Source organism: Caballeronia novacaledonica, assembly GCF_900258035.1.
Lineage (GTDB): Bacteria > Pseudomonadota > Gammaproteobacteria > Burkholderiales > Burkholderiaceae > Caballeronia > Caballeronia novacaledonica.
On sequence record NZ_OGTP01000006.1, the window covers coordinates 266,535 to 292,803 of the forward strand.

Here is a 26,269-nt window from a genome sequence, read left to right on the forward strand (position 1 = left end):
GGCTCAACTTACCTGCTGAATCCCCGCCAGCAGCCAGCCTTCGTTGCCGGCCTTCTGCTTCGAAAGATTCCACACCTCGACGAACGGCTCCGCCGCCGAACCTTCCGACTCGCGGATCAGGCCGTGGAAGCGCACGCTCGCGAGATACTCGTTCGCGCGATCCTCGACGCCGAGCAGATCGGCGTTGAGTTGCACCACATCGGTACGATTCGGCGCGCTGCCGCGGGCATCGACGTCGAGTTTCACTTCCGCGAACATTTCGGGCGTCGTGAATTCGCGGATGTCATTGACGTTGCCGCGATCCCACGCGTCCTGCAGGCGCACGAAGTAAACCTTCGCGTTACGCACGAAGGCATCGGTGTCGAAGCCGGCCGGCACGTTCGGATTCACGACCTGCTGCGTCGCTGGAGGTTCGATGTAGTTCGCGCCGAAACCGGTCGGCTGCGGCGTTTGCGGCGGATCCTGATTCAGGCTCGTGCGCGCGGTCGCGCTGTACGGCGAACCCGAAGCCGAACCGACGCCGGCGTAGGCAGGCGTATTGTTGCCCTGACGCTTGCGCATGATGAAGCGGAACAGCATGACGGCAGCCAGCACGATCAACGCGATGATGATCATATTGGCCATCGCGCCGGCGAAAGCTTCGCCCAGCCCGAAGTGCGACAGCAGCGCCGCGATACCCAGACCGGCGGCGAGACCGGCGATCGGTCCGAGCCAGCGATTGCGCGCGGGTTGCGCCGCTGCCGGCGCGGCGGGCGTGGGTTGCGCGCGCTGAGCCTGCGCCGCCTGACCCGCCTGCCCTTGCTGCATCGATTGCGACGGCGGCGTTGCCTGATGTTGCTGCGTCGCCGTGGCCGACTGACGGCCCATGCTGCGGCCGCCGCCCATGCGCTTGGCTTCCGCCGTTTCCGCGAAGATTGCGCCAGCCGCAATAACGCCAGCCAGCGCCAAGATTCCGGCCTTCCTGAAGAAGAGGTTCAGGAAACCCCGGGATTGGGGTTTGCGCGAATCGAACATATCGAATCCTTAAGAGAGTGGAACATCAGAATTTTGTCCCGACGTGTAACGCTACCACGCCACCTGACAAATTGTAATATTCGACTCGATCCAGGCCCGCTTGTTCCATCATCGTTTTTAAAGTTTCCTGGTCCGGGTGCATGCGGATGGACTCGGCCAAATACCGGTAGCTGTCCGCATCTTTGGCCACTTTTTCGCCAAGCCACGGCAAAATCTTGAAACTGTAGATATCGTACGGCTTTTTCAGCGGTTCCCACACTTTCGAGAATTCCAGCACGAGCAACCTTCCGCCCGGCTTCAACACACGCGTCATCTCGGCCAGCGCGCGGTCTTTGTGCGTCATGTTACGAAGACCGAAGGCAACCGTAACCACATTGAAATAACTATCCGGGAAGGGAATCTTCTCGGCGTCGCACAGCAGCGCGGGCGTCAGCACGCCTTTGTCGATCAGCCGGTCGCGGCCCACGCGCAGCATCGATTCGTTGATGTCTGTGTGCCAGACTTCACCCGTTTCGCCCGCCTGTTTGGCGAACGCCATCGCCAGATCGCCCGTGCCGCCTGCGAGATCCAGCACCTTGTAGCCCGGCCGCACCTTGGCCTGCCCGATCGTGAAATGCTTCCAGATCCGATGCAGTCCGCCGGACATCAGGTCGTTCATCAAGTCGTAGTTGCTTGCGACGGAGTGGAAAACGCCCGCCACTTTCTTCGCCTTGTCCTGCTCGTCGACCGTTTCGTATCCGAAGTGGGTCTTGCTCATCGCGCTCTTACCTCGCCTGTTGTTCGTTCTATGTATGCGCAATCGTCGCGCCGGCCTGCGGCGTCATGCCGCAGCCCTGATGCTCAGTGGCAATGGCCACCGGATGGTTTCGCGGCCATCGGCGTGTCGCGGTCCACGCCGGCGGCTTCCAGTTTCGCCAGATATTCGCGCCACAGTTCGTCCTGCCGCGTCGCCAGGTCGTGCAGGATGTCCCAAGAATAGATGCCCGTATTGTGGCCGTCCGAAAAATTCAGTTGCAGCGCGTAATGCCCGACCGGGTCGATGCCCATGATCGTCACCTCGCGCTTGCCGGTCTGAAGCGTTTCCTGGCCCGGTCCGTGGCCCTGCACTTCGGCGGAAGGCGAATAGACACGCAGCAGTTCGAACGGCACGCGATACGACTCGTCGCCGTATTGCAGTTCGAGCACGCGGGATTTCGAATGCACGACGACGCCGGTGGGAATCGGCGTCGCGGAAGTGAGTCCGGTCATGATGATGTCGTCTTATTGAGTGCCGAACGCCTGATTCAGCTCGTTGCGCAACTGCTCGCGCAAGAGCGTGGCCTGCGCGCGGCGCTTCGATAGCTGCGCTTCGGAAACCGTGCGCTGGCGCGGCGCCCAGATCGGCAGAGGGAAGCGGGAATCGTTGGAAAAGCGCGGAATGACGTGCCAGTGGACGTGCGGCACCTGATTGCCGAGGCTCGCCAGATTGATTTTCTCCGGCACGAGCACGCGGCGCATCGCGCGTTCGACGCAGTTCACGGCGGTCATCACGCGCGCGCGGTCGCCATCCGCCAAATCGGACATTTCGGCGACGTGCGCGCCCCAGACCACGCGGCACAGGCCCGGCCAGTCGGGCTCGTCGGCGAGGACGACGCGCAACGCGTCGTCCGACCACAGCACCTCGCCGCCGTCTTCACGGCAAAACACACAGTCCATCTCAAACCTCTAGCGAATCGAAACCTCGATTTCGCTATTACACCAGCACGCGCTCAATACCGCCATTGTTCGCGCGTTCGACATACTGTTCCATCCAGTTCTCGCCGAGCACCTTGCGCGCCATTTCCACGACGATATAGTCCGCCTCGACATTGGCGTCCTCGTTGTAGCGCGACAGACCTTGCAAGCAGGACGGGCAGCTCGTGAGGATTTTCACGTCCTGGCCATTGGGCTGAGGGCCGTCGCCGGCCTTGAGCACCGAGCCGGGTTGCGCGCCCGCCGCGCCGGCCGCCCCGTTGGCCATGTTGATGGCGTTCGCGCCCGCTTCCGCGACGAGCGGAATGCCGCGCAACCGCGCCGCGCCCTTGCGGATCTCTTCTTCCTTGCGGAAGCGCACTTGCGTCGAAATGTCGGGGCGCGTGACCGCGAGCGTGCCCGATTCGCCGCAGCAGCGATCGTTCTTCTCGATCTTGTAGCCGTCGTTCTGCGAACCCATCAGATCGTTGACGAGCTTGACCGGGTCCATCGTCTTGATCGGCGAGTGACACGGGTCGTGATACATGTAGCGCGTGCCCTTCACGCCGTCGAGCTTGATGTTCTTTTCAAGCAGGAATTCGTGAATGTCGATGATCCGGCAACCCGGGAAGATCTTCTCGAATTCATAGCCCGCGAGCTGGTCGTAGCAGGTTCCGCACGACACGACCACGGTCTTGATGTCGAGATAGTTCAGCGTATTCGCGACGCGATGGAACAGCACGCGATTGTCCGTGACGATCTTCTCGGCCTTGTCGTACTGCCCCGAGCCGCGCTGCGGATAGCCGCAGCACAGATAACCCGGCGGCAGCACGGTCTGCACGCCGGCTTCCCACAACATGGCCTGCGTCGCGAGCCCGACCTGCGAGAACAGACGCTCCGACCCGCAGCCGGGGAAATAGAACACGGCTTCCGAATCGACGGTGGTCGTTTGCGGATTGCGGATGATCGGGACGATCTTGTTGTCTTCGATATCGAGCAGTGCGCGCGCCGTCTTCTTCGGCAGATTGCCCGGCATCTTCTTGTTCATGAAGTGGATCACCTGCGTGACCACGGGCGGCTTGCCGACCGTCGCGGGCGGCTTCGCCGTCTGCTTCTTCGCGAACTTCTTGAGCACGTCATTGCCGAAGCGCTGCGCCTTGTAGCCGACGTCCATCATCGCGGTGCGCGCGAGGTTGATGGTCTGCGGATTGGTCGCGTTGAGAAAGAACATGCCCGCCGCGTTGCCCGCGTTGAACTTCTTCTTGCCCATTTTGCGCAGCAGATTGCGCATGTTCATCGTGACATCGCCGAAGTCGATCTTCACCGGGCACGGCGTCACGCACTTGTGGCAGACCGTGCAATGATCGGCGACGTCGTTGAACTCGTCCCAATGCTTGATCGATACACCGCGGCGCGTCTGCTCTTCATACAGGAACGCCTCGACGAGCAGCGACGTCGCGAGAATCTTGTTGCGCGGGCTGTACAGCAGGTTCGCGCGCGGCACGTGCGTCGCGCAAACCGGCTTGCACTTGCCGCAGCGCAGGCAGTCCTTGATCGAATCGGAGATCGCACCGATATCCGACTGCTGCATGATGAGCGACTCGTAGCCCATCAGCCCGAAGCTCGGCGTGTACGCATTGCGCAGGTCCGCGCCTTCGAACAGCTTGCCCTTATTGAAGCGCCCGTGCGGATCGACGCGCTGCTTGTACGCGCGGAAATCGCCGATTTCCTCTTCGGTCAGGAACTCCAGCTTCGTGATGCCGATGCCATGCTCGCCCGAAATCACGCCGTCGAGCGAGCGCGCGAGCTTCATGATGCGCGCCACCGCGTGATGCGCGTCCTGCAGCATCGCGTAGTTGTCGGAGTTGACGGGAATGTTCGTGTGCACGTTGCCGTCGCCCGCGTGCATGTGCAGCGCGACGAACACGCGCCCGCGCAGCACCTGCTTGTGGATGGCCTGCGCTTCGTCGAGGATCGGCTTGAATTCGCCGCCGTTGAAGATCGAGCGCAGTTCCGCGCGAATCTCCTGCTTCCACGAGATGCGCACCGTGCGGTCCTGCGCGACGTGGAAGATGTTCGCGCCCGGCTGCACGTCGACGCGATCCGCGAACTTCTCCGCGAGCGCTTCGTAGCCGAGATTGACGAGATAGTGCTGCGCCTCGCGCAACGGCATGTCGAGCTTTTCGCCGACGAAGGTCCAGCGCTCGCGCACGCGCTTCAACAAATCGAGCGCCTGCTGCACGCGGTCTTCGAGGAGTTCGGCGCTGGGAATTTCGTTGGCGTCGTCGGTTTTGCCGAGCGGCAGCTTGCCGGTGCGGAAAAACGCTTCGAGCGCATCGACGAGTTGCAGCTTGTTCTTGATCGACAGCTCGATATTGATGCGCTCGATGCCGTCCGTGTACTCGCCCATGCGGTTGAGCGGAATCACGACGTCTTCGTTGATCTTGAACGCGTTCGTGTGCTTGGCGATCGCCGCCGTGCGCGAGCGGTCGAGCCAGAAACGCTTGCGCGCCTCGGCGTTCACCGCGACGAAGCCTTCGCCGCTCTTGCCGTTCGCCATGCGCACGACTTCCGATGCGGCGAGCGCGACGGCATCGGCGTCATTGCCGACGATATCGCCGATCAGCACCATCTTCGGGAAAGCGTTGCGCTTGCTCTTGGTCGCGTAGCCGACCGCGCGCAGATAGCGCTCGTCGAGATGCTCCAGACCGGCGAGAATTGCGCCGCCCTGCTTCGACGTCTCGAACAGATAGTCCTTGATCTCGACGATGCTCGGAATCGCGTCGCGCGCCTGGCCGAAGAATTCGAGGCAGACGGTGCGCGTGTGCGCGGGCATCTTGTGCAGGATCCAGCGCGCGGACGTGATGAGTCCGTCGCAGCCTTCCTTCTGCACGCCGGGAAGGCCGGCGAGAAATTTGTCGGTGACGTCCTTGCCGAGCCCTTCCTTGCGGAACGTGCGGCCGGCGATGTCGAGATTTTCGGTGCGCAGCAGCTTTTCGCCCGGCGCGCGATTGCCGTCGAACCAGTCGAGCCGGAAGCGCGCCACTTCGACGTCGTGAATCTTGCCGCAGTTGTGATCCAGACGCGTGACTTCGAGCCAGTTGCCTTCCGGATCGACCATGCGCCACCACGCGAGGTTGTCGAGCGCCGTGCCCCACAAGACGGCCTTCTTGCCGCCCGCGTTCATCGCGACATTGCCGCCGACGCAAGACGCATCCAGCGAAGTCGGATCGACGGCGAACACGAAGCCCGCCTGCTCGGCCGCCTCCGTGACGCGTCGCGTGACGACGCCCGCGCCGGAGAAAATCGTCGCGACCTTGTGATCGACGCCCGGCAGATCGGTCATTTCGACGGGGCCGAGTTGTTCGAGCTTTTCCGTATTGATGACGGCCGAGAACGGCGTGAGCGGAATCGCGCCGCCGGTGTAGCCGGTGCCGCCGCCGCGCGGAATCACGGTGAGCCCGAGCTCGAAGCACGCCTTGATGAGACCGGCGATTTCGCCTTCGGTGTCCGGCGTCAGCACGACGAAGGGATATTCGACGCGCCAGTCGGTCGCGTCGGTGACGTGCGAGACGCGCGACAGGCCGTCGAACTTGATGTTGTCCTTCTGCGTTTCCTTGCCCAGCACACGCGACGCGCGGCGGCGCAAGTCGGCCATGCGGCCGAATTCGGAGGCGAAATCGTCGACGGCGCGGCGCGCGGCGGCAATCAGCAACTGCACGCGCCCGGCGCGCTCGCGGCTGCCGGCTTCGTCGCTGTGGGCGGAGAGATCGGCGCTGCGGCGCTTTTCGATTTCCGCGAGCCGGTGATTCAGCGCCTCGACGAGCAGCGCGCGGCGCTTCGGGTTGTCGAGCAAGTCGTCCTGCAGATACGGATTGCGGCGCACGACCCAGATGTCGCCGAGCACTTCGTACAGCATGCGCGCCGAGCGGCCGGTGCGGCGCTCGTTGCGGAGTTCGTCGAGCACGGCCCAGGCTTCGTCGCCCAAAAGCCGCATGACGATTTCACGATCGGAGAACGACGTGTAGTTGTAGGGAATTTCGCGCAGACGGGGCTCGATATCGAGCGCCAAGGCGGCATGGGCGCCGTTCGGATCGAAGGCTTGAGGTGCGTTCATGTTCGACGGTTCGGTGTGCCGGCGGACGCGCTTCGAAAAGCGGAAACGCCGACGATGCGCGTGGGGGCGCAAATTTTCGAATGAAACTGATCTTGGCGAAGGCCGCCGGAGTTCTTCACGGCGCCTTCGGTGTGCCCGGGATCAACGCCACGATCGCGCGTGGCGCGCATGCTTTTCCGCCGCGGGATGCGACTCGCGGGAAACATGCGCCAGAAAATCGATCCGAAGCTGCCGATGCATCTGCCGATCCTGATTGCTGATTCGTAAAAGGAAATTCTAACCCATCGCGGTTGCGCGCGTTCGCTGCCGCTAGCGGCGAGAAGGGGCTTTTGCATGTGAAATCGCGACACGTTTCCGGCATTTTCGACGCTTTTTTGCACGACCGTCCGGACGGTCCAAGCGCACGGCGTGCCCGGAAGACGCGCGGTTGGCGCTATCATTGATGCTTTCGCCCTCAAAAACCCGCGCGCTTCGCTGCCGCGTGACGATTCCTCGCATGACACATCCCGACTATCTGAAGAAAGTGCTGACCGCGCGTGTGTACGACGTCGCGCGGGAGAGCGAACTCGAACCCGCGCGCATCCTGTCGGCGCGTCTGCGCAATTCCGTGTTCCTGAAGCGCGAGGACAATCAGCCGGTGTTCTCGTTCAAGATTCGCGGCGCCTATAACAAGATGGCGAATCTGTCGGCGGACGAACTCGCGCGCGGCGTCATTACGGCGTCGGCGGGCAATCACGCGCAGGGCGTGGCGCTCTCGGCGGCGCGGCTCGGCTGCCGCGCGGTCATCGCCGTGCCGACGACGACACCGCAAGTCAAGATCGACGCGATCCGCGCGCACGGTGGCCCGACGGTGGAAGTGGTGCTGGCGGGCGAGTCGTACAGCGACGCCTACACGCGCGCCGTGCAGCTTCAGGAAGAGCGCGGCCTGACGTTCGTGCATCCGTTCGACGATCCCGACGTGATCGCCGGCCAAGGCACCATCGCGATGGAAATCCTGCGCCAGCACCAGGCGCCGATTCACGCGATCTTCGTGCCGATCGGCGGCGGCGGACTCGCCGCGGGCGTCGCGGCGTACATCAAGGCGGTGCGGCCGGAGATCAAGGTGATCGGCGTGCAGACCGAGGATTCCTGCGCGATGGCCCGCTCGATCAAGTCGGGCGAGCGCGTCACGCTTTCCGAAGTCGGCCTGTTTTCGGACGGCACGGCGGTGAAGCTCGTCGGCGAGGAAACGTTCCGGCTGTGCAGCGAGTTGCTCGATGAAGTCGTCACCGTCGATACCGACGCCCTCTGCGCCGCGATCAAGGACGTCTTCCAGGACACGCGTTCGGTGCTCGAACCGGCCGGTTCGCTCGCTGTCGCGGGCGCGAAGCTGTATGCGGAGCGCGAAGGCATCGAGGGCAAGACGCTCGTCGCGGTGACGTCGGGCGCGAACATGAACTTCGACCGCATGCGCTTCGTCGCGGAGCGCGCGGAAGTCGGCGAGGCGCGCGAAGCCGTGTTCGCCGTGACGATTCCCGAAGAACGCGGCAGCTTCCGGCGCTTCTGCGAACTCGTCGGCACACGCAGCGTGACGGAATTCAACTATCGCATCGCCGATGAACGCGCCGCGCATATCTTCGTCGGCGTGCAGATCAAGTCGCGCAAGGAAACGGCGCAGATGATGACGTCGTTCATCGAGCACGGTTTTGCGACGGTCGATCTGTCGCACGATGAACTCTCGAAACAGCACATCCGTTACATGGTCGGTGGCCGTTCGCCGCTCGCGCAGGACGAGCGCCTGCTGCGCTTCGAATTCCCGGAGCGTCCGGGCGCGCTGATGAAATTCCTTTCGTCGATGGCGCCGGACTGGAACATCAGCCTGTTCCATTACCGGAATCAGGGCGCGGACACGAGCTCGATTCTCGTCGGCATTCAGGTGCCGCAGTCGGACAACGCGGAGTTCGAGCGCTTTCTCGCGACGCTCGGTTATCCGTGGTGGGACGAAGGCGCGAATCCGGTCTACAAGCTGTTCCTGGCGTAAGCGGCAATGCCGAAGTTCACGCTCGAAGACAAGCTCGTCGTCGCGATTTCCTCGCGCGCGCTCTTCGATTTCGAGGAAGAGAACCGCGTCTTCGAGACGGGCGATCTCTCGCAATACGAAGCGTTGCAGCGCTCGCGGCTGGAAACGTCCGCGAAGCCGGGCGTCGCGTTCGGGCTGATCCGCAAGTTGCTCGCGCTGAATGCGCACGAGCAGCGCGTGGAAGTGGTGATTCTGTCGCGCAGCGATCCGATCAGCGGTTTGCGCGCGTTTCATTCGTGCCGCGAGCATGGCCTCGCGATCGAGCGCGGCGTGTTCACGCGCGGCCGCTCGCCGTTCGCGTATCTGAAGCCGCTGCGCGCGTCGCTGTTTTTATCGGCGAATCCGGACGATGTACGCGCCGCGCTCGCCGCCGGCTTTCCCGCTGCGCGCGTGCTGCCGGAAACGCCGCGCGCCGCGAGCCGTTATGCGGACGAGATCCGCATCGCGTTCGATGGCGACGCCGTGTTGTTCTCCGACGAAGCCGAACGCGTCTTCCAGAGCGATGGCTTGCGCGCGTTCGTCGGCCATGAAATCGACAAACGTAATCTGCCGCTTCCCGGCGGACCGCTCAAGCCGCTGCTTGAAGCGCTGAACAAGCTGCAACGCATCGCCGACGACAACGAAAGCCCGTCGCCGATGCACATCCGCACCGCGCTCGTCACCGCGCGCTCCGCGCCCGCGCACGAGCGCGCGATCCGCACGCTGATGGCCTGGGACATCGAAATCGACGAAGCGATGTTCCTCGGCGGCCTCGACAAGGGCGAATTCCTGCGCGAATTCGAGCCCGATTTTTTCTTCGACGATCAAATTCGCCACTGCGAATCGGCCCGCGTCGTCACTGCGACGGGGCACGTTCTCAGCGGCATAGCGAATGCATCATGACACCCGACCAATCTCCGCTCGGCAAACCCGTCCACTACACCGAACAGTACGATGCATCGCTGCTGTTCCCGATCGACCGCAAGCGCGCGCGCGATTCGATCGGCGTGCCCGCGCGGCTGCCGTTCTTCGGCACGGATATCTGGAACGCCTATGAATTGTCGTGGCTGAACCGGCGCGGCAAGCCGCAGATCGCGGTGGCGACGTTCTTCGTGCCGGCGGACTCGCCGAACATCGTGGAATCGAAGTCGTTCAAGCTGTATCTCGGCTCGTTCGCGCAGACGCCGTTCGATTCCATCGACGACGTGCGCGCCGCCATCAAGCGCGATGTGTCCGCGATCTGCGGCGCGACGGTGTCGGTGCAACTCGCCGCGCCGGGCGACTTCGGCAAGCTGACGATGGAAGAATTCGACGGTTTGTCGCTGGATCGGCTCGATCTCGATTGCGATGTTTTTTCGCCTGATCCTTCGTTGCTGAAGGCGGCGCATGACGAAGCGCCGACCGATGAGACGCTGTTTTCGAATCTGCTGAAATCGAATTGCCCGGTGACGGGACAGCCGGATTGGGGCAGCGTGCAGATCCGCTATTACGGCGGGCAGATCGATCACGCGGGGTTGCTGCGGTATATCGTGTCTTATCGCGAACATACCGGCTTTCATGAGCAATGCGTCGAGCGCATCTTCATGGACATCATGCGGGAGTGCAAGCCGGAACGGCTCGCGGTGTATGCGCGCTATACGCGGCGCGGCGGGCTGGATATCAATCCGTTTCGGACGAATTTCAATTTGCCGATGCCGGATAATGCGCGGCTGGCGCGGCAGTAAACCGGTCGATGAAAACGCGGCTCTGCTTCCGATGAATCAGAGCCGCGATCGCGATTACGCCTTCTTATAAGCCACGCAATCCACCTCGACCTTGCAGTCGATCACCATCGACGACACCACGCACGCCCGCGCCGGCGGATTCGCGCCGAAGTACTCCTTGAATACCTTGTTGAACGACGCGAAATCGCGCGGATCGTCCAGCCACACGCCGCAGCGCACGACATCTTCCGTGCCGTAACCGGCTTCCTTCAGAATCGCGAGCACGTTCTGAATCGCCTTGTGCGATTGCTCGACGATGCCGCCGTTGATCACCTCGCCGTTTTCCATCGGCGTCTGGCCCGAGACGAAGAGCCAGCCATCCGCCTCGACCGCGCGTGCGAACGGCATATGCGCGCCGCCTTGTCCCTTGCCACCTTCCACGCCATAACGCTTCATCGTTTCACTCCTTTACCCAAGCAATCAATATTCAGAACGCGCCGGCCGCATCGAGCTTCGATGCCGCGCCGCGCGCCACGAAACGTCCCGCGCGCACGCCGGTCACGGCCTGTTCGCGATACGTCAAAACGCCATTCACCCACACCGCGTCGATGCCGTCCGCCGCCTGCTGCGGCTTCGCGAACGTCGCGGCATCGCGCACGCGCTCCGGATCGAAGACGACCAGATCCGCGTGATAGCCGACCTTCAACTCGCCGCGCTCCGTCAAACCGAAGCGCCGCGCCGACAAACTCGTCATCTTGCGCACCGCTTCTTCGAGCGAGATCAGCGACGTGTCGCGCGCGTAGTGGCCGAGCACGCGCGGAAACGCGCCCCACAAACGCGGATGCGGCAGCGGATCGTTCGGCAGGCCGTCGGAACCCACCATCGTCGCGGGATGCGAGAGGATGCGCCGCACGTCGTCTTCCGACATGTTGTGGTACACCGCGCCCGCCGGCTGCAGGCGCTTCGCCGCTTCCTGCTGGCTCACCTTCCATTCGTCGGCGACTTCGCGGATCAGCTTGCCCGCCATCTCCGGATGCGGCGTCGACCACGTGATCGTGATGTCGATGTCGCCCGTGACCTGCTTCAGATCGAGCGTCGACGAACTGCGGTTGTACGGATAGCAATCGCAGCCGACCGGCTGACCGTCGCGCACGGTCTCGATCGACTTCAGCACTTCCGTGCTGCGTCCCCAGTTCGACGGCCCCGCGCACTTCAAATGCGAAATCACCACCGGCACGCGCGCATGGCGGCCGACGCGGTACGCCTCGTCCATCGCATCGAGAATCGCGTCGAATTCGGTGCGCATGTGGGTCGTGTAGAGCGCGCCGGCTTTCGCGAGCGGTTCGGCCAGCGCCTGGACTTCTTCCGGCGGCGCGCTGAACGCCGATCCGTACGCGAGCCCGCTCGACAAACCCAGCGCGCCGTTGTCCAGCGCTTCTTCGAGCTGCGCGCGCATGCCCGCGACTTCATCCGCGCTGGCCGCGCGGTCGAGCCGATCCATATGATTGTTGCGCAGCGCCGTATGCCCGATCAGCGCGCCGACATTCACAGCCGGACACGCGGCATTCACGGCATCCACGTAAGACGCGAAAGTCGGGTACGCAAAAGCGGCGGCGTCGCCGAGCAGGTTCATCGGATCGGGCGGATTGCCCTTCAGCGTCACCGGCGACGCGCTGATCCCGCAATTGCCGACGATCACCGTTGTCACGCCCTGCGTGATCTTCGGCATCATCTGCGGCGAGCGGATCACGTGCGTGTCGTCGTGCGTGTGGACGTCGATGAAACCGGGCGCGAGCACTTTGCCCCCGGCGTCGAAGGTTTCGTCGGCGCGCCAGCCGGACAAGCCGCCCGGCGCCTCGATCGCGACGATGCGCCCGTCGCGCACGGCGACGTCGCGCTCGACGGCGGGCGCGCCCGTGCCGTCGATCACGCGCGCGCCGACGATCAGCGTGTCGGCTTTCAACGATTCCATGATCAGTCTCCCAAGGGTTGTCGCTCGCCGCCGCCGCGATGCGAATCGAGCGCGTGTTTCATGCGGCGCAGCAGTTCGCGGCTGTGGTCGGCCTGCTTGACCGCCAGTTCGGTGACGAGCAAATCGAGCGCCATCATCATCGCGTAGCGGGACGACGACGGTTTGTAAATGAAGTCCGATTCGATCGCGATGACCGGAATCAGCCAGTCCGCGAGCGCACCGAGCGGCGACGCCGGCGCAGTCAACGCGATCACGCGCGCGCCGTACTGTTTCGCGAGCTGGCAGCTTTCGACCATCTCCGGCGTCTGCCCCGTCACCGACAACGCGACGATGACATGCTCCCTCGATAGCGTCGACGCGACCATCCGCTGCAACAGCCCGTCCTGATACGACGCGACCGGCCGTCCGAGCCGCACGAGACGAAAGCGCATCTCGTCGGCGAGCGCGGTCGAACCGCCGCCCATGCCGAACACGTAGATCATCGACGCCGCGGCGAGCACGTCCGCGGCTTCGGCGATCGGCGCGGCCGAAAGCGCGCCCTGATTTTGCGCGAGCGTCGTCTGCACTTCCTCGAAGATACGCGCGGCGAGCGAATCGGGCACGGCGTCGCCCTCGTCCGGACGGCGCTTCAGGAAGCGCTGCCCCACCGCCGCCGCCTGCGCGAGCCGCAGCTTCAATTCGCGCACATCCGCACAGCCGACCGCCTTCGCAAAACGCGTCACGGTCGCGATGCTCACTTCTGCCTTGTCGGCCAGCGCGCCGATGCTCGCGCGCGATGCGCTCGTCAGGTCGTCGAGAATCAGCGCGGCGACCTTGCGTTCGGCGCTGCGCAATTCGGGTGCGCGCTCCGCGATGCGTGCGACGATGTCGAAACTGAGCATGTCGGCGTGGCCGTTCATATCGGGTTGCGGGTTTACGTGATGCTCGTGTTACTAAATAACATTTCCATCGCGGATGCTACTTTGGTTAACATAGCACCGTCAACTCTGATGCGCATCGAGTCGTGCAGAGAGTTTATTTAAACGGACGATGGAGTAGCAGCACATGAAAGTTACAAACTATCAGAACGCGACGATCGACCCGTTCGGCAAGGGTCTCGGCATGGTGCCGGGCACGAGCATCCAGTTGAACGACGCGTCGCGCCTGCAATGGAATCTGCTCGAAGAGGACGTGAGCCTGCCCGCCGCCGTGCTCTATTCCGATCGCATCGAACACAATCTGAAGTGGATGCAGGCGTTCGTCGGCGAGTACGGCGTGAAGCTCGCGCCGCACGGCAAGACGACGATGGCGCCGCAACTCTTTCGCCGTCAGCTCGACACCGGCGCGTGGGGCATCACGCTCGCGACGGCGCATCAGGTGCGCGCGGCGTATCGCGGCGGCGTGCATCGCATCCTGATGGCGAACCAGCTCGTCGGCAAACGCAACATGGGCATGATCGCCGAGTTGCTCACCGACACGAATTTCGAGTTTTTCTGTCTCGTCGATTCAGCCGATGGCGTCGATCAGCTCGGCGAATTCTTCAGTTCCGTGCGCAAGAAACTGAACGTGCTGATCGAGCTCGGCGTGCCGGGCGGACGCACCGGCGTACGCGACGACGCGCAGCGCGATGCGGTGCTTGCAGCGATCGCGCGCTGGCAGGGCACGATCGAACTCGCGGGCATCGAGTTGTATGAAGGCGTGCTGCAGGACGAGACGAAGGTTCGCGAGTTCCTGCAAAGCGCCGTCGATACGACGCGCAAGCTGATCGCGGAAGGCAAAATCGCGCGCAAGCCCGCGATTCTCTCGGGTGCGGGATCGGCATGGTACGACGTCGTCGCCGACGAATTCGCGAAAGCCAATAGCGATGCCATCGAAGTCGTGCTGCGTCCGGGCTGCTATCTGACGCACGACGTCGGCATCTACAAGAAAGCGCAGAACGAAATCTTCGCGCGCAATCCGATCGCGAAGAAGATGGGGCAAGGTTTGAAGCCGGCGCTGCAGTTGTGGGCGTATGTGCAGTCGATTCCCGAGCCGGACCGCGCGATCATCGGGCTCGGCAAGCGCGATTCCGCGTTCGATGCGGGCATGCCCGAGCCGGCGAAGCATTATCGTCCGGGCAACGAAGCGCCGCGCGACGTCACGCCCGGCGAAGGCTGGGAGATTTTCGGCCTGATGGATCAGCACGCGTACCTGCGCATCAAGCCCGGCGACGACGTGAAGGTCGGCGACATGATCGCGTTCGACATCTCGCATCCGTGCCTGACCTTCGACAAGTGGCGTCAGGTTCTCGTCGTCGATCCGAAGTATCGCGTCACCGAAGTGATCGAAACGTTCTTCTAAGCCTTCTCTTCGACGGCGGCCGCCAGCGACGCATTCGCGGCCGCCACTTCCTGAATGCGTCCCTCGAACATATGAAGCGCGCTCGACAACGCTTCGATGGCTTCGTCGGGCAGCGACGCCATGGTGTCGTGCAAGAACGCGTTGCGGCGCGGCAGGCTTGCTTCGGCCATCGCGCGCCCTTGCGCCGTCAGCGCGACGTTCGATACGCGATTGTCGCGTGCATCGACGCTGCGCACGATCCAGCCGAGTCCTTCCAGCGTCTTCAGTTGCCGCGTCAGCGCGCCCGGGTCCACTTTCAGGCGCTCGACGAGCCGCTTCTGCGACAGCACGCCCGCGTGCTCGTGCAACGCGAGCAGAATGCGCCAGCGCGGCATCGGCTGGCCGACGGCCGCCTCGAACGCCGACATGAACGCGCGATACGTGCGCCCGAATTGCTGCACCACGGCTATACGGTCCTGTTCATTCATGCTTTTCGATTTCCCTAGTCACTCGGCGAGGATGACCGGTTCCTGCGGTCCTTTCAGGCGCACCGGCGGCACACGGCGCGACTGCCACACCGACACCACCGCGACCATCGCCGCCAGCGCAAGACCGATGTGAATCGCGGCGACGAGCGCCTCGCGCGCGGCTTCGAGCAGCATCGCGCCGCTGTGGCCCGCCGCGCTCAGTTGCGAAAGCAGCGCCTGCTGTCCTTCACGGTTGATGAGTATTTGCGGATCGGTGAGATCGCCGGCCCAGCGCATCGCGTGGTCCTTTTCGAGCGCGAGATTCACGCCGCTCGCATACAGATGACTCACGAGCGTGCCGGTCAGCGCGGTGCCGATCATCCCGCCGATCATGCGCAGCGATTGCAGCAACGCCGTCGCGATACCCAGATGCGCACGCCCCGCGGTCTGCTGCGCGAACACGGTGAGGTTCGGCATCACGAAGCCCAGGCCGAGTCCGCCGAGCAGCATGATCACGAGCAGCACCGAGCGCGGCATGTTGTGCGTGGCGACGACAATGCCCAGACACGACACGGCGAGCAACGCGAAGCCGACGTACAGCATCGGATTGGCATTTTTCAGGCGCGTCACGATGCGCCCGTTCACGATGCTGCCGATGGTGATGAACACGACGAGCGGCGTGATCATCATGCCCGCGTCTTTCGGCGACATGCCGAAGCCGCCCTGAAACAGCAACGGCGCGTAGAACAGGAGCGAGAACATCGTGAAGCCGCCGAGAATCGCGAGCGTGAAGAGCGCGGCGAGCGCCTTGTTGCGGAACATGTCGACGGGCAGGATCGCGTAGTCGCAGCGCATTTCCCACTTCCACAGCGCGATGCCGGCCGCGACGCTGATCGCGAGCGGCGCGAAGGTTTCGGCGCTCAGTCCGTGCTTTGGCAGCATTTCGACGAACAATTGCAGCGCGCCGAGCGCCACCGCGATCAGCGCGGCGCCGGGCCAGTCGAGGCGCATCTTGCCTTCATGCGCGACGTGGCGCAGATGCGGCAGAAAGCGCCACACGAAAAAGAGCGACACCACGCCGACCGGCAGATTCACGTAGAACACCGAGCGCCAGCCGTAGTATTGCGTGAGAAAACCGCCGAGCGACGGCCCGACCGCGTTGGCGATGCCGAACGCCGAACTCATCAGCACTTGCCAGCGCAGGCGCACGACGCTGTTCGGAAACAGATCGGCGATGCACGCGAACGCCGTGCCGACGAGCATCCCGCCGCCGATGCCCTGCAACCCGCGCGCGAGAACGAGAAACATCATGCTGTTGGCGAGCCCGCAGAGCACGGACGCGACGGTGAACACGACGATCGACGCGATCACGAACGGCTTGCGGCCGTAGTAGTCGCCGAGCCGGCCGAAGATCGGCACGGTGATGACGGAAGTCAGAAGATACGACGTGGCGACCCACGCGTAGAGATCGAAGCCCTTAAGCTCGGCGACGATCGTCGGCAACGCGGTGCCGACGACCGTCTGATCGAGCGCGACGAGCATCGTGACGAACGAGACGCCCAACATCGCCATGAGCGATTCGCGGAAAGGCAGAACCTGCCCGCTGGAATGGTGCGCGGCTGTGTGAACGGCCATTTTTTGTAAGCGCAATGATTGACTAGTCAACGGAAATGGAATCATAGCACGGTGCCGCACTCTAATTTCCGTGGCCATTCATCATTTACCGGACAGAACACATCGCATGGAACCCACGCCGATCATTACCTCGCCGCTCACGACCGAAGATTTCGCAGCCCTGGCCCGCGCGAAGGAAGCGCTGGAAAGCCCGTCGCTGACGATGAAGCTGGCGAGCGTCGTCGGCGCGCCCATCGAAAAGCTGATGGGCCGCTTGCCTTCCGCCGCGCAGGAAAAGGTCGACGACGCGACGCAACTCGCGCTGAAAAAATGCCTTCAGCTCGCGTTGCGCACGCTCGGCAAAAGCGCGCCCTCCGATTCGCTGCTCGCACCGCCGCCCGACAAGCCGCACAACCTGATGCACAAGCTGGCCGTCGCGACGACCGGCGCGGCGGGCGGTGCTTTCGGGCTGTTCGCGCTGCCGGTCGAGTTGCCGGTGACGACCACGCTGATGTTCCGCTCGATCTGCGATATCGCGCGTAGCGAGGGCGAGGATGTGCATCGCGTCGAGACTCAGCTTCAATGCATGATGGTGCTCGGCATGGGCGGCGCCAAAGCCAGCGACGACAACGCCGATCTCGGCTATTTCATCGTGCGCGGCGCGCTCGCGCAGTCCGTTTCGCGCGCGACCAGCGAGATCGCCGCGAAGGGACTCAGCAGTCATGGATCGACGGCGCTGCTCAAGTTCCTGCAGACGATCGCGTCGCGGTTCTCGGTGCAAGTCAGCGAGCAAGTCGCCGCGAAGTCGATTCCGGCGATCGGCGCGGTGCTCGGCGCGATGGTCAATACGGTGTTCATCGACCATTTTCAGCAGATGGCGCATGGACACTTCACCGTGCGCAGGCTGGAGCGGCGCTATGGCGCGTCGCCCGTCGAGCGCGCCTATCAGACGATCGAGGTCATGGGCGGAAGATGAATCCGGCGCGCGGACGTTGCACCGTCGATAAACGCGGCGGCGCGTGTGAGCGCCTCGCGTGCCTCGGGCATGAACGGCGCCCAGATCTGAAAGATGTGCGGAACGTCGCGCCAGATTTCCAGTTCGACGCGCACGCCCGCCGCGCGCGCTTTCGTGGCGACGCGAGTCGAATCGTCGAGCAATAGTTCGGTGTCGCCGACCTGAATCAGCAGCGGCGGCAAATCCACGAAATCGCCGAATAGCGGCGAGGCGTAGGGGTGATGCGCGTCGGCTGCGCCGAGATACTGCGCGGCCACGCGAGGAAACACCGACGCGTGATACATCGGATCGCGGCCGTCGTTGGTTCGCATCGACTCGCCGCCGCAGGTCAAATCCGTCCACGGCGAAAACAGCACCGCCGCCGCGGGAAGCGGATCGCCCGCGTCGCGCAGCGCGAGCAGCGTCGCGAGCGCGAGTCCGCCGCCGGCCGAATCGCCCGCGATGGCGATGGTTTGCGCGGGAACGCCATCGTCAAGCAAGCGACGATATGCGGCAACGCTGTCGTCGAGCGCCGCAGGAAAGCGATGTTCGGGCGCGAGACGGTAATCGAGCGAGAAGACTCGCGCATGTGCCCGCGTGGCCAGCCCGAAAGCGATCGCGCGATGACTGCGCGGCGAGCAGAAGTAATAGCCGCCGCCGTGCAGATAGAGGATCGTGGCGCGCGGGTTTTTCGGCGGTGTGAGCCATTCGCCGCCCGTTTCGCGGATATCGAGCCGCCAGCCTTTCGGCACGCGCGGCGACCAGATCCGACGGGACGCGTAACGTCGCGCGAGTTCGACGTCGAGTCCGGGTTTCGCGCTGTGCGGACGCATGCGCGTGCGCACGGCCCAGCACGCCAGGGCGCTTTGCCAGCTCATCGCCGATGCGCGTTAGTTTGCCGGCATCACCTGACCGCGAATCTCGCCGGTCGGATTTTCCTGCGTGTGAATGTTGAAGTACCACTGACCTGTCATCAGATCGCTTACTTGCTGTTCCGATAGCGTCGCCTGGCCCTTCATGGGACTCGCGAGCGCTTTTTTATCGATGGGCACCTGGACTTTCGCGTTCTGACCGACGGGCGCGGGGCCGTGGAAATGAGCCATCGTCACCGGACCCGATAGTTCCGCGTACGTCGCGGTCCAGGTGAGCAATTTGGTGTCGGTGTCGAAGGTCGCGTCCACGGTGCCGTGACCTTTGCTCACGCGCGGCGGAACTTCGCTGGAGGGCTGGAGGTTGGCTTTGAGAGCGACGGTGTCGGCCCGGGCAATGCCCGAGACGAGAATAGCGAGCATCAGAACGGGCGCCCAGCGTACATGTGGTCCGCATGTCGAGATCATTGTTCCTCTCCTGTTCGGCGGACAGCGCATCTTTCGGTGCAATGGCCGCATCGCCATGGTAGAGCATCCGGATACGCGGTGCATTTCGCTTCGGTGGCGGGAGGCACACATGCGCAAAGGGCGCCTCGCGGCGCCCTTTGCTAGCTAGCTATAGCTGGGTACTGCTCTCACGGCTTTAGAAGCGGTGACGGATACCCGTCGACACGACAACTTGACGGCTGCTCGAGGACAGGCCGCTAACCACACCGTTGATGCCCGCGTTCGGGTACTCGCCTTCCGGCAGACCGCTCGCGATCTGCACCACGCCTTCAGCATAGATGTCCGTGCGCTTCGACAGAGCGTAGTCCGTCTGCAGGCCGAACTGGTGGAAGCGAACGCGCGTCGAGTCGCCGTCGCCTTGCGCGAACTTGGCGTTCGTGAACGTGTAAGCCGCGCCGAGCGCGAGAGCCGGCGTCAGAGCATAGCGGCCGTTCACTTCGTAGTTGTTGACGATGTTCGAACCCGAGCCCGGCACATTGTCGTTCTGACGCGTCTGCGTCCAGATCGCGCCGAACGTTGCTGCGCCGACCGAGTAGCTGGCGCCTGCACCGAACGTACGCTGACGATCGTCGAACACGGCCGACTCTTGGTTCGGCACGCTCACCGGACCACCAATGATCGCGCCCGGAGCCGCGTTCAGACCCGCGCTCGTGTTGATGCCGTTGGCTTGCATGTACGCTGCGCCCAGCTTCAGGCCGCCGTTTGCGTAGCCCGCGCCGATGCTGTAAGCACGGTTTGCCGCGAAGCTGCCCGCAGCGTTCGAGAAGCCGTACAGGCCGCTGAACGAGAAGCCGGCGTAGTTTGCGCTTTGGAACTTGACCGAGTTGTTCTCGCGGAACGCGTCGCCGTTCAGGTTATCCAGGTTGCCCGGGTGCGCGAAATACGTGCCGCCCCAGGTTCCCGTTGCGCTCAGCGGGCCGAGGTAGTCGACCACGGAGTCGGTCTGGTGACCAAGCGTCACCGTGCCTCCGCCCGTCGACAGACCGACGAACGCTTGACGGCTGAAGCCGCTGCCGATGCTCGAACCGTTCGACACGTTGAAGCCATTCTCCAACGTGAAGATTGCCTTCATGCCGCCGCCCAGGTCTTCCTTACCGCGCACACCCCAACGGCTCATCTGAACGTTGCCGCTCGTCATGCCGAACGAGCTGTTCTTGAAGTGGTCGGCACTTTCCGGAGCCTGCACGTTGTTCACGTACGTGAAGCCTGCGTCGACCAGACCATACAGCGTGACGCTGCTTTGTGCGTTAGCAGCGCCTGCGAACGATGCGGCCAAAGCTGCGACGGCCGTGACGATCAAATTCTTTTTCATGCGTGTTCCTTTGCTGAGTCGTGAGACTCGATGGGTTGCTTCAGGCCAAACGCCTGTCGAGCTTGGATTGCCTCTTCGCTCGTTTAGCTCGGCACCGATATTCGGCACGACAAAGTTTATTGCCCGGTCTTTTTGAGAAGCCGCCGAACAAATCACAAAAGCCTTTTCGAATAGTTCGAAAAGTGGAATTTCAATATGGATAAACGCTTAGGCCACGCGGACTTACACGTCGCATCGCTTCCGCGTTACACGTGCCCTACGACAGTTAAGTTGCATACATGCGACAGTGGCTACATTGAGACACCTGATCGAGATCAGAACCCTCCGATTCCCAGGCATGTCATCGCACTCTAAGATCGCGCACGCGATGCGGCGGTCCAATCGCCCGCGTCGACCTGCATATTCGAAGCGTCAAAAGGCGCTTCTCACGTCGCTCTCCCAATGAATCAACTTCAAGCGATGCGCGTCTTTCTAAAGGTGTCGGAAACCGAGTCGTTCGGCCGCGCCGCCGCCGCGCTCGATCTCTCCAACGCCGTGATATCGCGCTACGTCTCGCTGCTCGAAGCGCATCTCAACACGCGCTTGCTGAACCGGACTACGCGCAGCGTCTCACTGACCGAGGCCGGCCGCGCTTATGCCGAAGGCTGCCGGGCGGTGATCGATCAAATCGAACTGATGGAGGCATCGGTGGGGACCGGTTCCGTCGATCCGTCGGGCACGCTCAATCTGGTGGCATCCGCATCGTTTTCACTGCTCGGACTCACGCCTATGCTTCGCGCATTCATGGAGCGTTACTCGAACGTGAAGCTGCGTCTGACGCTGCTGCACCGTCCGGTCGATCTCGTCGCGGAAGGCTTCGACGTCGGCATCGTCGTGCCGCATCTCGTCAACAGCGGCATGCTGATCAATCGTCCGCTGGTCAGGGTGGCTGCGGTGCTTGTCGCTTCGCCTGCCTATCTCGCTCGGCGCGACGCGCCCGTTCGTCCGGCAAAACTGGCGGCGCACGCGTTTCTCGCGCCGTCCTCCAACATTCACGGATCGACGTGGTGCTTTGTCGGACCGACGGGCGTGGAGGAAAGCATCGCGCTCGATCCGGCATACACCGTGAACAGCTCGCACATGTTGCGGCAGGCGGCGCTTTCCGGAATGGGAATCGCGGTGCTGCCGGAGAGTTATGTGTCGCAGGACATCGAAACGGGATCGCTCGTGCGCCTCCTGCCGGGCTACACGATCAAGGACGCCGACAAGGAAGTGTCGATCGTCTATCCGGGGCGCCGACACGTGCCGGCCAAGACGCGCTCATTCGTGGATTTCGCGCTGACCTACTTCCGCGAACGCGAAACAGTCGAAGTCGATCCTGAAGCGTTTCCGGCATAAGAAGTAAGCAGACGCAGCGGCATTGCGCCGCGTTGCGTCATCAAAGAATGCTGGCACCTTGCGCGTGAATGCGCTCGACGAGTTGTTCGCATCGCGCGATCAGCGCAAGTCCTTCGCGACGGCGTGTTTCGCGGTTTTTTACGTGCAGATCGCGACGAAACTCCTCCAGCGCACGAATCAGCGGCCGATACTGCAAAACGCTGACCGCCCCAAAAACGCGGTGATGCCAGTCCCGCAAGTCATCTACCGTACCGCGATCGAGCAAGGTCCGGAGCGCCACGAGATCTTCGCGGAACGACGAGACGAACGCATCCAGCAACGCCTTGACGGTCGCTTCGCTACCCCACAGTTGAGCCATCGCGATTAGATCGAGATCGTCATCATCGGGCGGCGGCGCGTCGGCAACTTGCGGTGATTGCGCGTCGGGCTCGGGCACAGCGCCCTCCGTCACCCACCAGCGGTGCAGATGTTTGCGCAACGTGACGAGCCGGGTCGGTTTCACGAGACGGTCGTCCATGCCCGCATCGCGGCACTTCTGCAACTCGTCGGCCGCGGTGCTAGCCGTGATGCCGAGAATCGGCAGGCGACGCAACGTGCCGGCTTCGCTGGCCCGGATGCGGCGTGCGAGTTCGTAGCCCGTCATGTTCGGCATGTGGCAATCCGTGATGAGGAAGCCATAGCGCGTGTGCGCCAGCGCGGCGAGCGCCTCCGCGCCATCGTGCACGACGTCGCAGGCGAATCCGAGCAGCGAAAGCTGATGACGGATCAGTTCCTGATTCACCGGATGATCCTCGGCCACGAGCACGAGCTTGCCGCTGTGCAGTGCGTCGCCCCGGTCCGGCGCCGCCATCTTCGCATCATGGCCAAGCGTCACGCCGGATGCGATCCGCGGCATGCCCGTCAACGCGGCCACACAAGCGGCGCCGAGCCCATGCCATGAAATCGGATTGGCACTCACGCGAATGTCGTCTTCAAGGATTCGGTAGCCGGTCGGCTTCGGCTTTTCCGTCGCGTGAATCACGCGCGAGCCGAGCGGCGACGCAAGCGTGTGGGTATCGCTCAAAAAGACGAGTTCGATATCTTTCAGCGACTCCGGCTCCGATCGCGCGAGTTCATCGGGTGTCAAACGCTGCAAGTCAAGACCGAGCGCCTGGCCGTAATGCATGAGCGCAACCGCCACGCGGTCGTCCTCGATCGCAACGATGCCTCGCTTGTCGCGCAATCCGTCGATCTGATATTGCAAGCTTTCGACGGGCATCGTGAGACGAACGGTCATCGCTGTTCCGACGCCGACCGCGCTTTCGACACTCATTGCGCCGCCCATTAGCTCGATGAGACGATTGCAGATCGTTAGCCCGAGCCCTGTGCCGCCGAAGCGGCGCGTCGTCGAAGTCTCCGCTTGCACGAACGGCTCGAACAGGCTCTGCAGAGCCTCCGGGGCAATCCCGATGCCGGTGTCCTTCACGCACAGCTCGATGACCTGTTCCGATTCGCGCTGCTCGACCGCGCGCACGTGCAGCGCGACGTCGCCCTTGATCGTGAACTTGATCGCGTTACTCATCAGGTTGAAGAGAACCTGCCGCAGGCGCACGCTGTCGCCCCGCACCGTCGCCGCCACCTCCGGCGCCACGTCGACACGTACGCGCAGACCCTTCTCATGCGCCCTGCCGGCGAGCAGGCCGACTGCACTGTCCACGAGTTCGCGCAAATCGATCGGCGTCGACTCGATCGTCAACCGGTTCGCCTCGATCTTCGAATAGTCGAGGAGATCGTCCAGGATCTGCAGGAGCGCACTGGCGGAGTCCTGAATCATGCCGAGCATCTGCGACTGATCAGGGTTCAACGGCGTGTTCTCGAGCACTTCGATGAGCCCCAGAACGCCGTTCATCGGCGTGCGGATTTCGTGGCTCATCATGGCCAGGAAGTCGTCTTTCGCGCGCGATGCTGCCTCGGCGATATCCCGCGCGCGGGCGAGTTCGTCGGCGCGGGCATGCTCCACGCTGGCATCGGCCCAATAGCCGCTCCAGACCACGGCCCCGTCGTCTTCACGATGCGCGACGAGGTCGGCGCGAATCCAGCGCGTGATGCCTTCCACCGTTGAGCGGAATTCGGTGTGCAGCGGATCAAGCGTGCGCGCCGAGGTTTCGATTTCTTCGAGCAGGCGCGCGCTGTCCTCCAAGTGGATACGCGTCAACGCGTGAATCGGATCATCGGCCAAGGCGACGACGTCCAGAGCGAGCAATTGGCGGGTATCGCCATCGATATAAGGAAGGCTGTACGTGCCGTCGCTTGCGCGACGCAACTGGAACACGACTGCGGGCAGCGATCGCGTCACGTCGTGAAGTCGCCGCTCGGTCTGACGCGCGCGCGTTTCGGCCTCGCGGATATCGGTGATATCGATCATCGTGCCGACGACGCCCGCTGGCTCGCCGTTCAAGGCCGTGAACGCGCCGGTCCAGAAAAGACCGCAATGTGGATGGTTCTGATCGTCGAGAAATTCCGCTTCGACTTCCTGTCGCTGGCCGGTAGCCAGCGTCTTGCTGGTCAGGTCGTGGAGCACGCGGCTGTGCGCGTCGCCCCACGTCGCCACTTCGAGACTCGTGCGGCCGATGATGTCTTCGCGCCGCACCCCAAGCGCCTCTTCGAAGGCGCGATTCACCGTGATGTAGCGGTTATCCATGTCCTTCGCGACGAGCGGATACGGAACCACCTCCATCATGGTCTGCTGAAAACTGAGTTGCGTACCGAGACGGTGCTCCGTTTCCTTGCGACGGTCCATCTCCTGTTGCAGTCGAATGAAGGCGCGCAGCGTGACGAACAACACTGCCGCAATGCCGATCAGAGCCGGCAGCAAACGCAGCGCCGTCATGTTCCAGAACGCGGATGCATCCGATTGCGACGCAGTCGGTTGCGACGCTGCGGACTTCGGCCGCCCCGATGGAATCGCCGCGACGATCATATCGATCTCGCCACGCTGAAATGCCAACGCTGCACTTGCCCAATCGTCGAAGCGCTTTGGTTTAAAGGAGACGCCGAGCGGCTTCTCGATTGCTTCCAGCGCGGCTTCTGGCCGCTGAAGCGACTCGCGGGCAGAAACGTCCGACGCTTCGACCAACCCGACAAAGATCGGCTTCGACGTGCGCAAATCACTGCGCTCGGATTCACTGAGTTTGAGCGCGGCGGTAGCACGCTCCGTTTCGGCGTGGACGTCAGCGGTTGGCTGCGGAGTGCTGCCTTGACCATGCGGCTCGGCCGCCTGGCTCGATAATGGCGCGATCAGGCTGAGAAGAAGGAAGCAACGGACGAGCAGAAATTTCAATTCGAACCCCTCGGATACGGCCGACGCTGACAACGAAAGTTGTCCGGCCGACAAGGCAAGCTCGCGAAGAGCCGGTTCGCCGCTTTTGACGGATGAGTTCCCTCGCGCTTCGCGCTTGCCTATCAGATGAAGATGGGTTCAGTCTGACCCGCGTCGCATTGGAATCGAATCAGAACCGTCCCAATTTGCTGAGAAATTGGGCACGGCGTTCAGATCAGATCAAACCGACCTGCTGTAGATACGCAACCAGTTCCTCTTCGCTTTCGAGCCCCAGCTTGCGCATGCCGCTGCGCTTTTGCGTCGCGATTGTCTTGCGGCTTCGCCCGAAGTGATCCGCGATTTCATGAACGAGAAGGCCGCGGGCGTAAAGCTGGAACACTTCCCATTCACGTCGGCTCAACACGCCCGCGCGCGCGGGCGACGTTGCCGGCAGATCTCTCACCGCCGCCTCCACGCACGGCGAAAGGAAGCAGCCGCCCGCCTCGGCCACGGCAATTGCGTCGCGCAGGTATTCGAGTCCATCGCGCTTGTCGATCACGCCGTTCACGCCGAGCTGAACGAGGCCCGCCAGCATTCGCGTCTGCGAGATCATCGTAAGGACAATGATCTTTGGCCTGTCTTCCTGCCACGACAAGCGACGCAGATAGCCGATCGAACTGCTTTCGCCGTCTATTCCGCGCATGCCGATATCCGCGAAAATGAAGTCGCACGGAGTGGTATCGACCGCTTCGGCAAGTTCCAGCGTGTTCAGCGCAGTGGCGACTACTCGAATAGCGCCGTCTCGCTCCAGGAAGCTCTGAACTCCTTTGATGACGACCGGATGATCGTCCGCAACAATCGCTCTTTTTAGCGTTTTTGTTCTCATTGTTTATGCGCTTTGGTGAAATTATCCGGCGCGCGAAAGTCGTCGATCGACTGAGCGCTGTCTCCTTGCCGGCCTTTGATGATTACGCGTCGT

General features: G+C 63.1%; 22 protein-coding genes. 7 read left to right on the forward strand and 15 right to left on the reverse strand.

What is annotated here, in order from left to right; genetic code table 11:
* Positions 1-3: 3 nt before the first annotated feature.
* The 5 genes from NOV72_RS12175 to NOV72_RS12195 form a co-directional block, all read right to left on the reverse strand.
* Positions 4-1,014: a Tim44 domain-containing protein gene (locus NOV72_RS12175; protein WP_106854824.1), complete on the reverse strand. Its 1,011-nt coding sequence runs from the start codon at positions 1,012-1,014 to the stop codon at positions 4-6.
* A gap of 25 nt (positions 1,015-1,039) precedes the next feature.
* Positions 1,040-1,771 (reverse strand): bifunctional demethylmenaquinone methyltransferase/2-methoxy-6-polyprenyl-1,4-benzoquinol methylase UbiE, encoded by a 732-nt coding sequence (ubiE, locus tag NOV72_RS12180; protein ID WP_106854825.1) that lies wholly within the window; start codon positions 1,769-1,771, stop codon positions 1,040-1,042.
* 83 nt (positions 1,772-1,854) lie between these two features.
* Complete coding sequence (locus NOV72_RS12185; RefSeq protein WP_106854826.1) at positions 1,855-2,262, reverse strand: gamma-butyrobetaine hydroxylase family protein; 408 nt, start codon at positions 2,260-2,262, stop codon at positions 1,855-1,857.
* A gap of 12 nt (positions 2,263-2,274) precedes the next feature.
* Positions 2,275-2,709, reverse strand: coding sequence for an HIT family protein (locus tag NOV72_RS12190; RefSeq protein ID WP_106854827.1), 435 nt, complete (start codon positions 2,707-2,709; stop codon positions 2,275-2,277).
* Between the two features lie 37 nt (positions 2,710-2,746).
* Positions 2,747-6,841, reverse strand: coding sequence for a DUF3683 domain-containing protein (locus NOV72_RS12195; RefSeq protein WP_106854877.1), 4,095 nt, complete (start codon positions 6,839-6,841; stop codon positions 2,747-2,749).
* 80 nt (positions 6,842-6,921) lie between these two features.
* Here NOV72_RS12195 and NOV72_RS31940 point away from each other — a divergent pair, with 80 nt between their 5' ends.
* The 4 genes from NOV72_RS31940 (at position 6,922) to queF (ending at position 10,603) form a co-directional block, all read left to right on the forward strand.
* Positions 6,922-7,101, forward strand: a complete 180-nt coding sequence (locus NOV72_RS31940; RefSeq protein WP_146149994.1) for a hypothetical protein — start codon at positions 6,922-6,924, stop codon at positions 7,099-7,101.
* A gap of 236 nt (positions 7,102-7,337) precedes the next feature.
* Positions 7,338-8,861 carry a threonine ammonia-lyase, biosynthetic gene (gene ilvA / locus NOV72_RS12200; RefSeq protein ID WP_106854828.1) on the forward strand — a complete coding sequence of 508 codons (1,524 nt, stop codon included), beginning with the start codon at positions 7,338-7,340 and terminating at the stop codon, positions 8,859-8,861.
* Positions 8,862-8,867: 6 nt separating this feature from the next.
* Positions 8,868-9,782 carry a 5'-nucleotidase gene (locus NOV72_RS12205; RefSeq protein ID WP_106854829.1) on the forward strand — a complete coding sequence of 305 codons (915 nt, stop codon included), beginning with the start codon at positions 8,868-8,870 and terminating at the stop codon, positions 9,780-9,782.
* The gene (queF, locus tag NOV72_RS12210) at positions 9,779-10,603 is read left to right on the forward strand and encodes an NADPH-dependent 7-cyano-7-deazaguanine reductase QueF (protein WP_106854830.1); all 825 of its coding nucleotides are present in this window, start codon (positions 9,779-9,781) and stop codon (positions 10,601-10,603) included. Before NOV72_RS12205 ends, queF begins: the two co-directional genes overlap by 4 nt.
* 54 nt (positions 10,604-10,657) lie before the next feature.
* Here the strand turns inward: queF and NOV72_RS12215 are convergent, their stop codons facing one another.
* The 3 genes from NOV72_RS12215 to NOV72_RS12225 are packed head-to-tail and all read right to left on the reverse strand — an operon-like array spanning position 10,658 to position 13,453.
* Positions 10,658-11,038: a RidA family protein gene (locus NOV72_RS12215; protein WP_106854831.1), complete on the reverse strand. Its 381-nt coding sequence runs from the start codon at positions 11,036-11,038 to the stop codon at positions 10,658-10,660.
* A 31-nt stretch (positions 11,039-11,069) separates the two neighbouring features.
* A complete protein-coding gene (locus NOV72_RS12220; RefSeq protein WP_106854832.1) occupies positions 11,070-12,554 on the reverse strand; it encodes an N-acyl-D-amino-acid deacylase family protein in 1,485 nt (494 codons plus the stop codon).
* Positions 12,555-12,556: 2 nt separating this feature from the next.
* Entirely contained in the window at positions 12,557-13,453 is an 897-nt protein-coding gene (locus NOV72_RS12225) for a MurR/RpiR family transcriptional regulator (RefSeq protein ID WP_106854833.1), read from the reverse strand.
* A gap of 145 nt (positions 13,454-13,598) precedes the next feature.
* Here NOV72_RS12225 and NOV72_RS12230 point away from each other — a divergent pair, with 145 nt between their 5' ends.
* The gene (locus NOV72_RS12230; RefSeq protein WP_106854834.1) at positions 13,599-14,873 is read left to right on the forward strand and encodes an amino acid deaminase; all 1,275 of its coding nucleotides are present in this window, start codon (positions 13,599-13,601) and stop codon (positions 14,871-14,873) included.
* Here the strand turns inward: NOV72_RS12230 and NOV72_RS12235 are convergent.
* Both NOV72_RS12235 and NOV72_RS12240 read right to left on the reverse strand, forming a co-directional pair.
* A complete protein-coding gene (locus tag NOV72_RS12235; protein WP_106854835.1) occupies positions 14,870-15,340 on the reverse strand; it encodes a MarR family winged helix-turn-helix transcriptional regulator in 471 nt (156 codons plus the stop codon). The genes NOV72_RS12230 and NOV72_RS12235 overlap by 4 nt on opposite strands.
* 18 nt (positions 15,341-15,358) lie before the next feature.
* Positions 15,359-16,954 carry an MFS transporter gene (locus NOV72_RS12240; protein WP_106854836.1) on the reverse strand — a complete coding sequence of 532 codons (1,596 nt, stop codon included), beginning with the start codon at positions 16,952-16,954 and terminating at the stop codon, positions 15,359-15,361.
* 106 nt (positions 16,955-17,060) lie between these two features.
* On the opposite strand from NOV72_RS12240, the gene NOV72_RS12245 reads away from it, so the two are divergent.
* Entirely contained in the window at positions 17,061-17,909 is an 849-nt protein-coding gene (locus NOV72_RS12245) for an EcsC family protein (protein ID WP_106854837.1), read from the forward strand.
* On the opposite strand, the gene NOV72_RS12250 is transcribed toward NOV72_RS12245, so the two are convergent.
* From NOV72_RS12250 to NOV72_RS12260, 3 genes are all read right to left on the reverse strand, one after another.
* Positions 17,879-18,805 (reverse strand): alpha/beta hydrolase, encoded by a 927-nt coding sequence (locus tag NOV72_RS12250; protein WP_106854838.1) that lies wholly within the window; start codon positions 18,803-18,805, stop codon positions 17,879-17,881. The two genes, NOV72_RS12245 and NOV72_RS12250, sit on opposite strands and share 31 nt — an antisense overlap.
* A 12-nt stretch (positions 18,806-18,817) precedes the next feature.
* Entirely contained in the window at positions 18,818-19,264 is a 447-nt protein-coding gene (locus NOV72_RS12255; protein WP_106854839.1) for a CHRD domain-containing protein, read from the reverse strand.
* Positions 19,265-19,439: 175 nt separating this feature from the next.
* A complete protein-coding gene (locus tag NOV72_RS12260) occupies positions 19,440-20,615 on the reverse strand; it encodes a porin (RefSeq protein ID WP_106854840.1) in 1,176 nt (391 codons plus the stop codon).
* A gap of 441 nt (positions 20,616-21,056) precedes the next feature.
* Here NOV72_RS12260 and NOV72_RS12265 point away from each other — a divergent pair, with 441 nt between their 5' ends.
* Positions 21,057-21,992: a LysR family transcriptional regulator gene (locus NOV72_RS12265; protein ID WP_106854841.1), complete on the forward strand. Its 936-nt coding sequence runs from the start codon at positions 21,057-21,059 to the stop codon at positions 21,990-21,992.
* Between the two features lie 40 nt (positions 21,993-22,032).
* Here NOV72_RS12265 and NOV72_RS12270 read toward each other — a convergent pair whose 3' ends face one another.
* Positions 22,033-24,978, reverse strand: a complete 2,946-nt coding sequence (locus NOV72_RS12270; protein ID WP_245932994.1) for an ATP-binding protein — start codon at positions 24,976-24,978, stop codon at positions 22,033-22,035.
* 547 nt (positions 24,979-25,525) lie between these two features.
* Positions 25,526-26,176, reverse strand: coding sequence for a response regulator (locus NOV72_RS12275; RefSeq protein WP_106854842.1), 651 nt, complete (start codon positions 26,174-26,176; stop codon positions 25,526-25,528).
* Between the last annotated feature and the right edge of the window lie 93 nt (positions 26,177-26,269).

Bases quoted from the DNA above. Each gene is read 5' to 3' on its own strand.
- NOV72_RS12215 (WP_106854831.1), bottom strand. From the start codon at position 11,038: ATGAAGCGTTATGGCGTGGAAGGTGGCAAGGGACAAGGCGGCGCGCAT.
- NOV72_RS12235 (WP_106854835.1), bottom strand. From the start codon at position 15,340: ATGAATGAACAGGACCGTATAGCCGTGGTGCAGCAATTCGGGCGCACG.
- ubiE (WP_106854825.1), bottom strand. From the start codon at position 1,771: ATGAGCAAGACCCACTTCGGATACGAAACGGTCGACGAGCAGGACAAG.
- NOV72_RS12230 (WP_106854834.1), top strand. From the start codon at position 13,599: ATGAAAGTTACAAACTATCAGAACGCGACGATCGACCCGTTCGGCAAG.
- NOV72_RS31940 (WP_146149994.1), top strand. From the start codon at position 6,922: ATGAAACTGATCTTGGCGAAGGCCGCCGGAGTTCTTCACGGCGCCTTC.
- NOV72_RS12185 (WP_106854826.1), bottom strand. From the start codon at position 2,262: ATGACCGGACTCACTTCCGCGACGCCGATTCCCACCGGCGTCGTCGTG.
- NOV72_RS12240 (WP_106854836.1), bottom strand. From the start codon at position 16,954: ATGGCCGTTCACACAGCCGCGCACCATTCCAGCGGGCAGGTTCTGCCT.
- NOV72_RS12205 (WP_106854829.1), top strand. From the start codon at position 8,868: ATGCCGAAGTTCACGCTCGAAGACAAGCTCGTCGTCGCGATTTCCTCG.
- NOV72_RS12175 (WP_106854824.1), bottom strand. From the start codon at position 1,014: ATGTTCGATTCGCGCAAACCCCAATCCCGGGGTTTCCTGAACCTCTTC.
- NOV72_RS12190 (WP_106854827.1), bottom strand. From the start codon at position 2,709: ATGGACTGTGTGTTTTGCCGTGAAGACGGCGGCGAGGTGCTGTGGTCG.
- NOV72_RS12195 (WP_106854877.1), bottom strand. From the start codon at position 6,841: ATGAACGCACCTCAAGCCTTCGATCCGAACGGCGCCCATGCCGCCTTG.
- NOV72_RS12245 (WP_106854837.1), top strand. From the start codon at position 17,061: ATGGAACCCACGCCGATCATTACCTCGCCGCTCACGACCGAAGATTTC.
- queF (WP_106854830.1), top strand. From the start codon at position 9,779: ATGACACCCGACCAATCTCCGCTCGGCAAACCCGTCCACTACACCGAA.
- ilvA (WP_106854828.1), top strand. From the start codon at position 7,338: ATGACACATCCCGACTATCTGAAGAAAGTGCTGACCGCGCGTGTGTAC.
- NOV72_RS12260 (WP_106854840.1), bottom strand. From the start codon at position 20,615: ATGAAAAAGAATTTGATCGTCACGGCCGTCGCAGCTTTGGCCGCATCG.
- NOV72_RS12220 (WP_106854832.1), bottom strand. From the start codon at position 12,554: ATGGAATCGTTGAAAGCCGACACGCTGATCGTCGGCGCGCGCGTGATC.
- NOV72_RS12255 (WP_106854839.1), bottom strand. From the start codon at position 19,264: ATGATCTCGACATGCGGACCACATGTACGCTGGGCGCCCGTTCTGATG.
- NOV72_RS12225 (WP_106854833.1), bottom strand. From the start codon at position 13,453: ATGAACGGCCACGCCGACATGCTCAGTTTCGACATCGTCGCACGCATC.
- NOV72_RS12265 (WP_106854841.1), top strand. From the start codon at position 21,057: ATGAATCAACTTCAAGCGATGCGCGTCTTTCTAAAGGTGTCGGAAACC.
- NOV72_RS12250 (WP_106854838.1), bottom strand. From the start codon at position 18,805: ATGAGCTGGCAAAGCGCCCTGGCGTGCTGGGCCGTGCGCACGCGCATG.
- NOV72_RS12275 (WP_106854842.1), bottom strand. From the start codon at position 26,176: ATGAGAACAAAAACGCTAAAAAGAGCGATTGTTGCGGACGATCATCCG.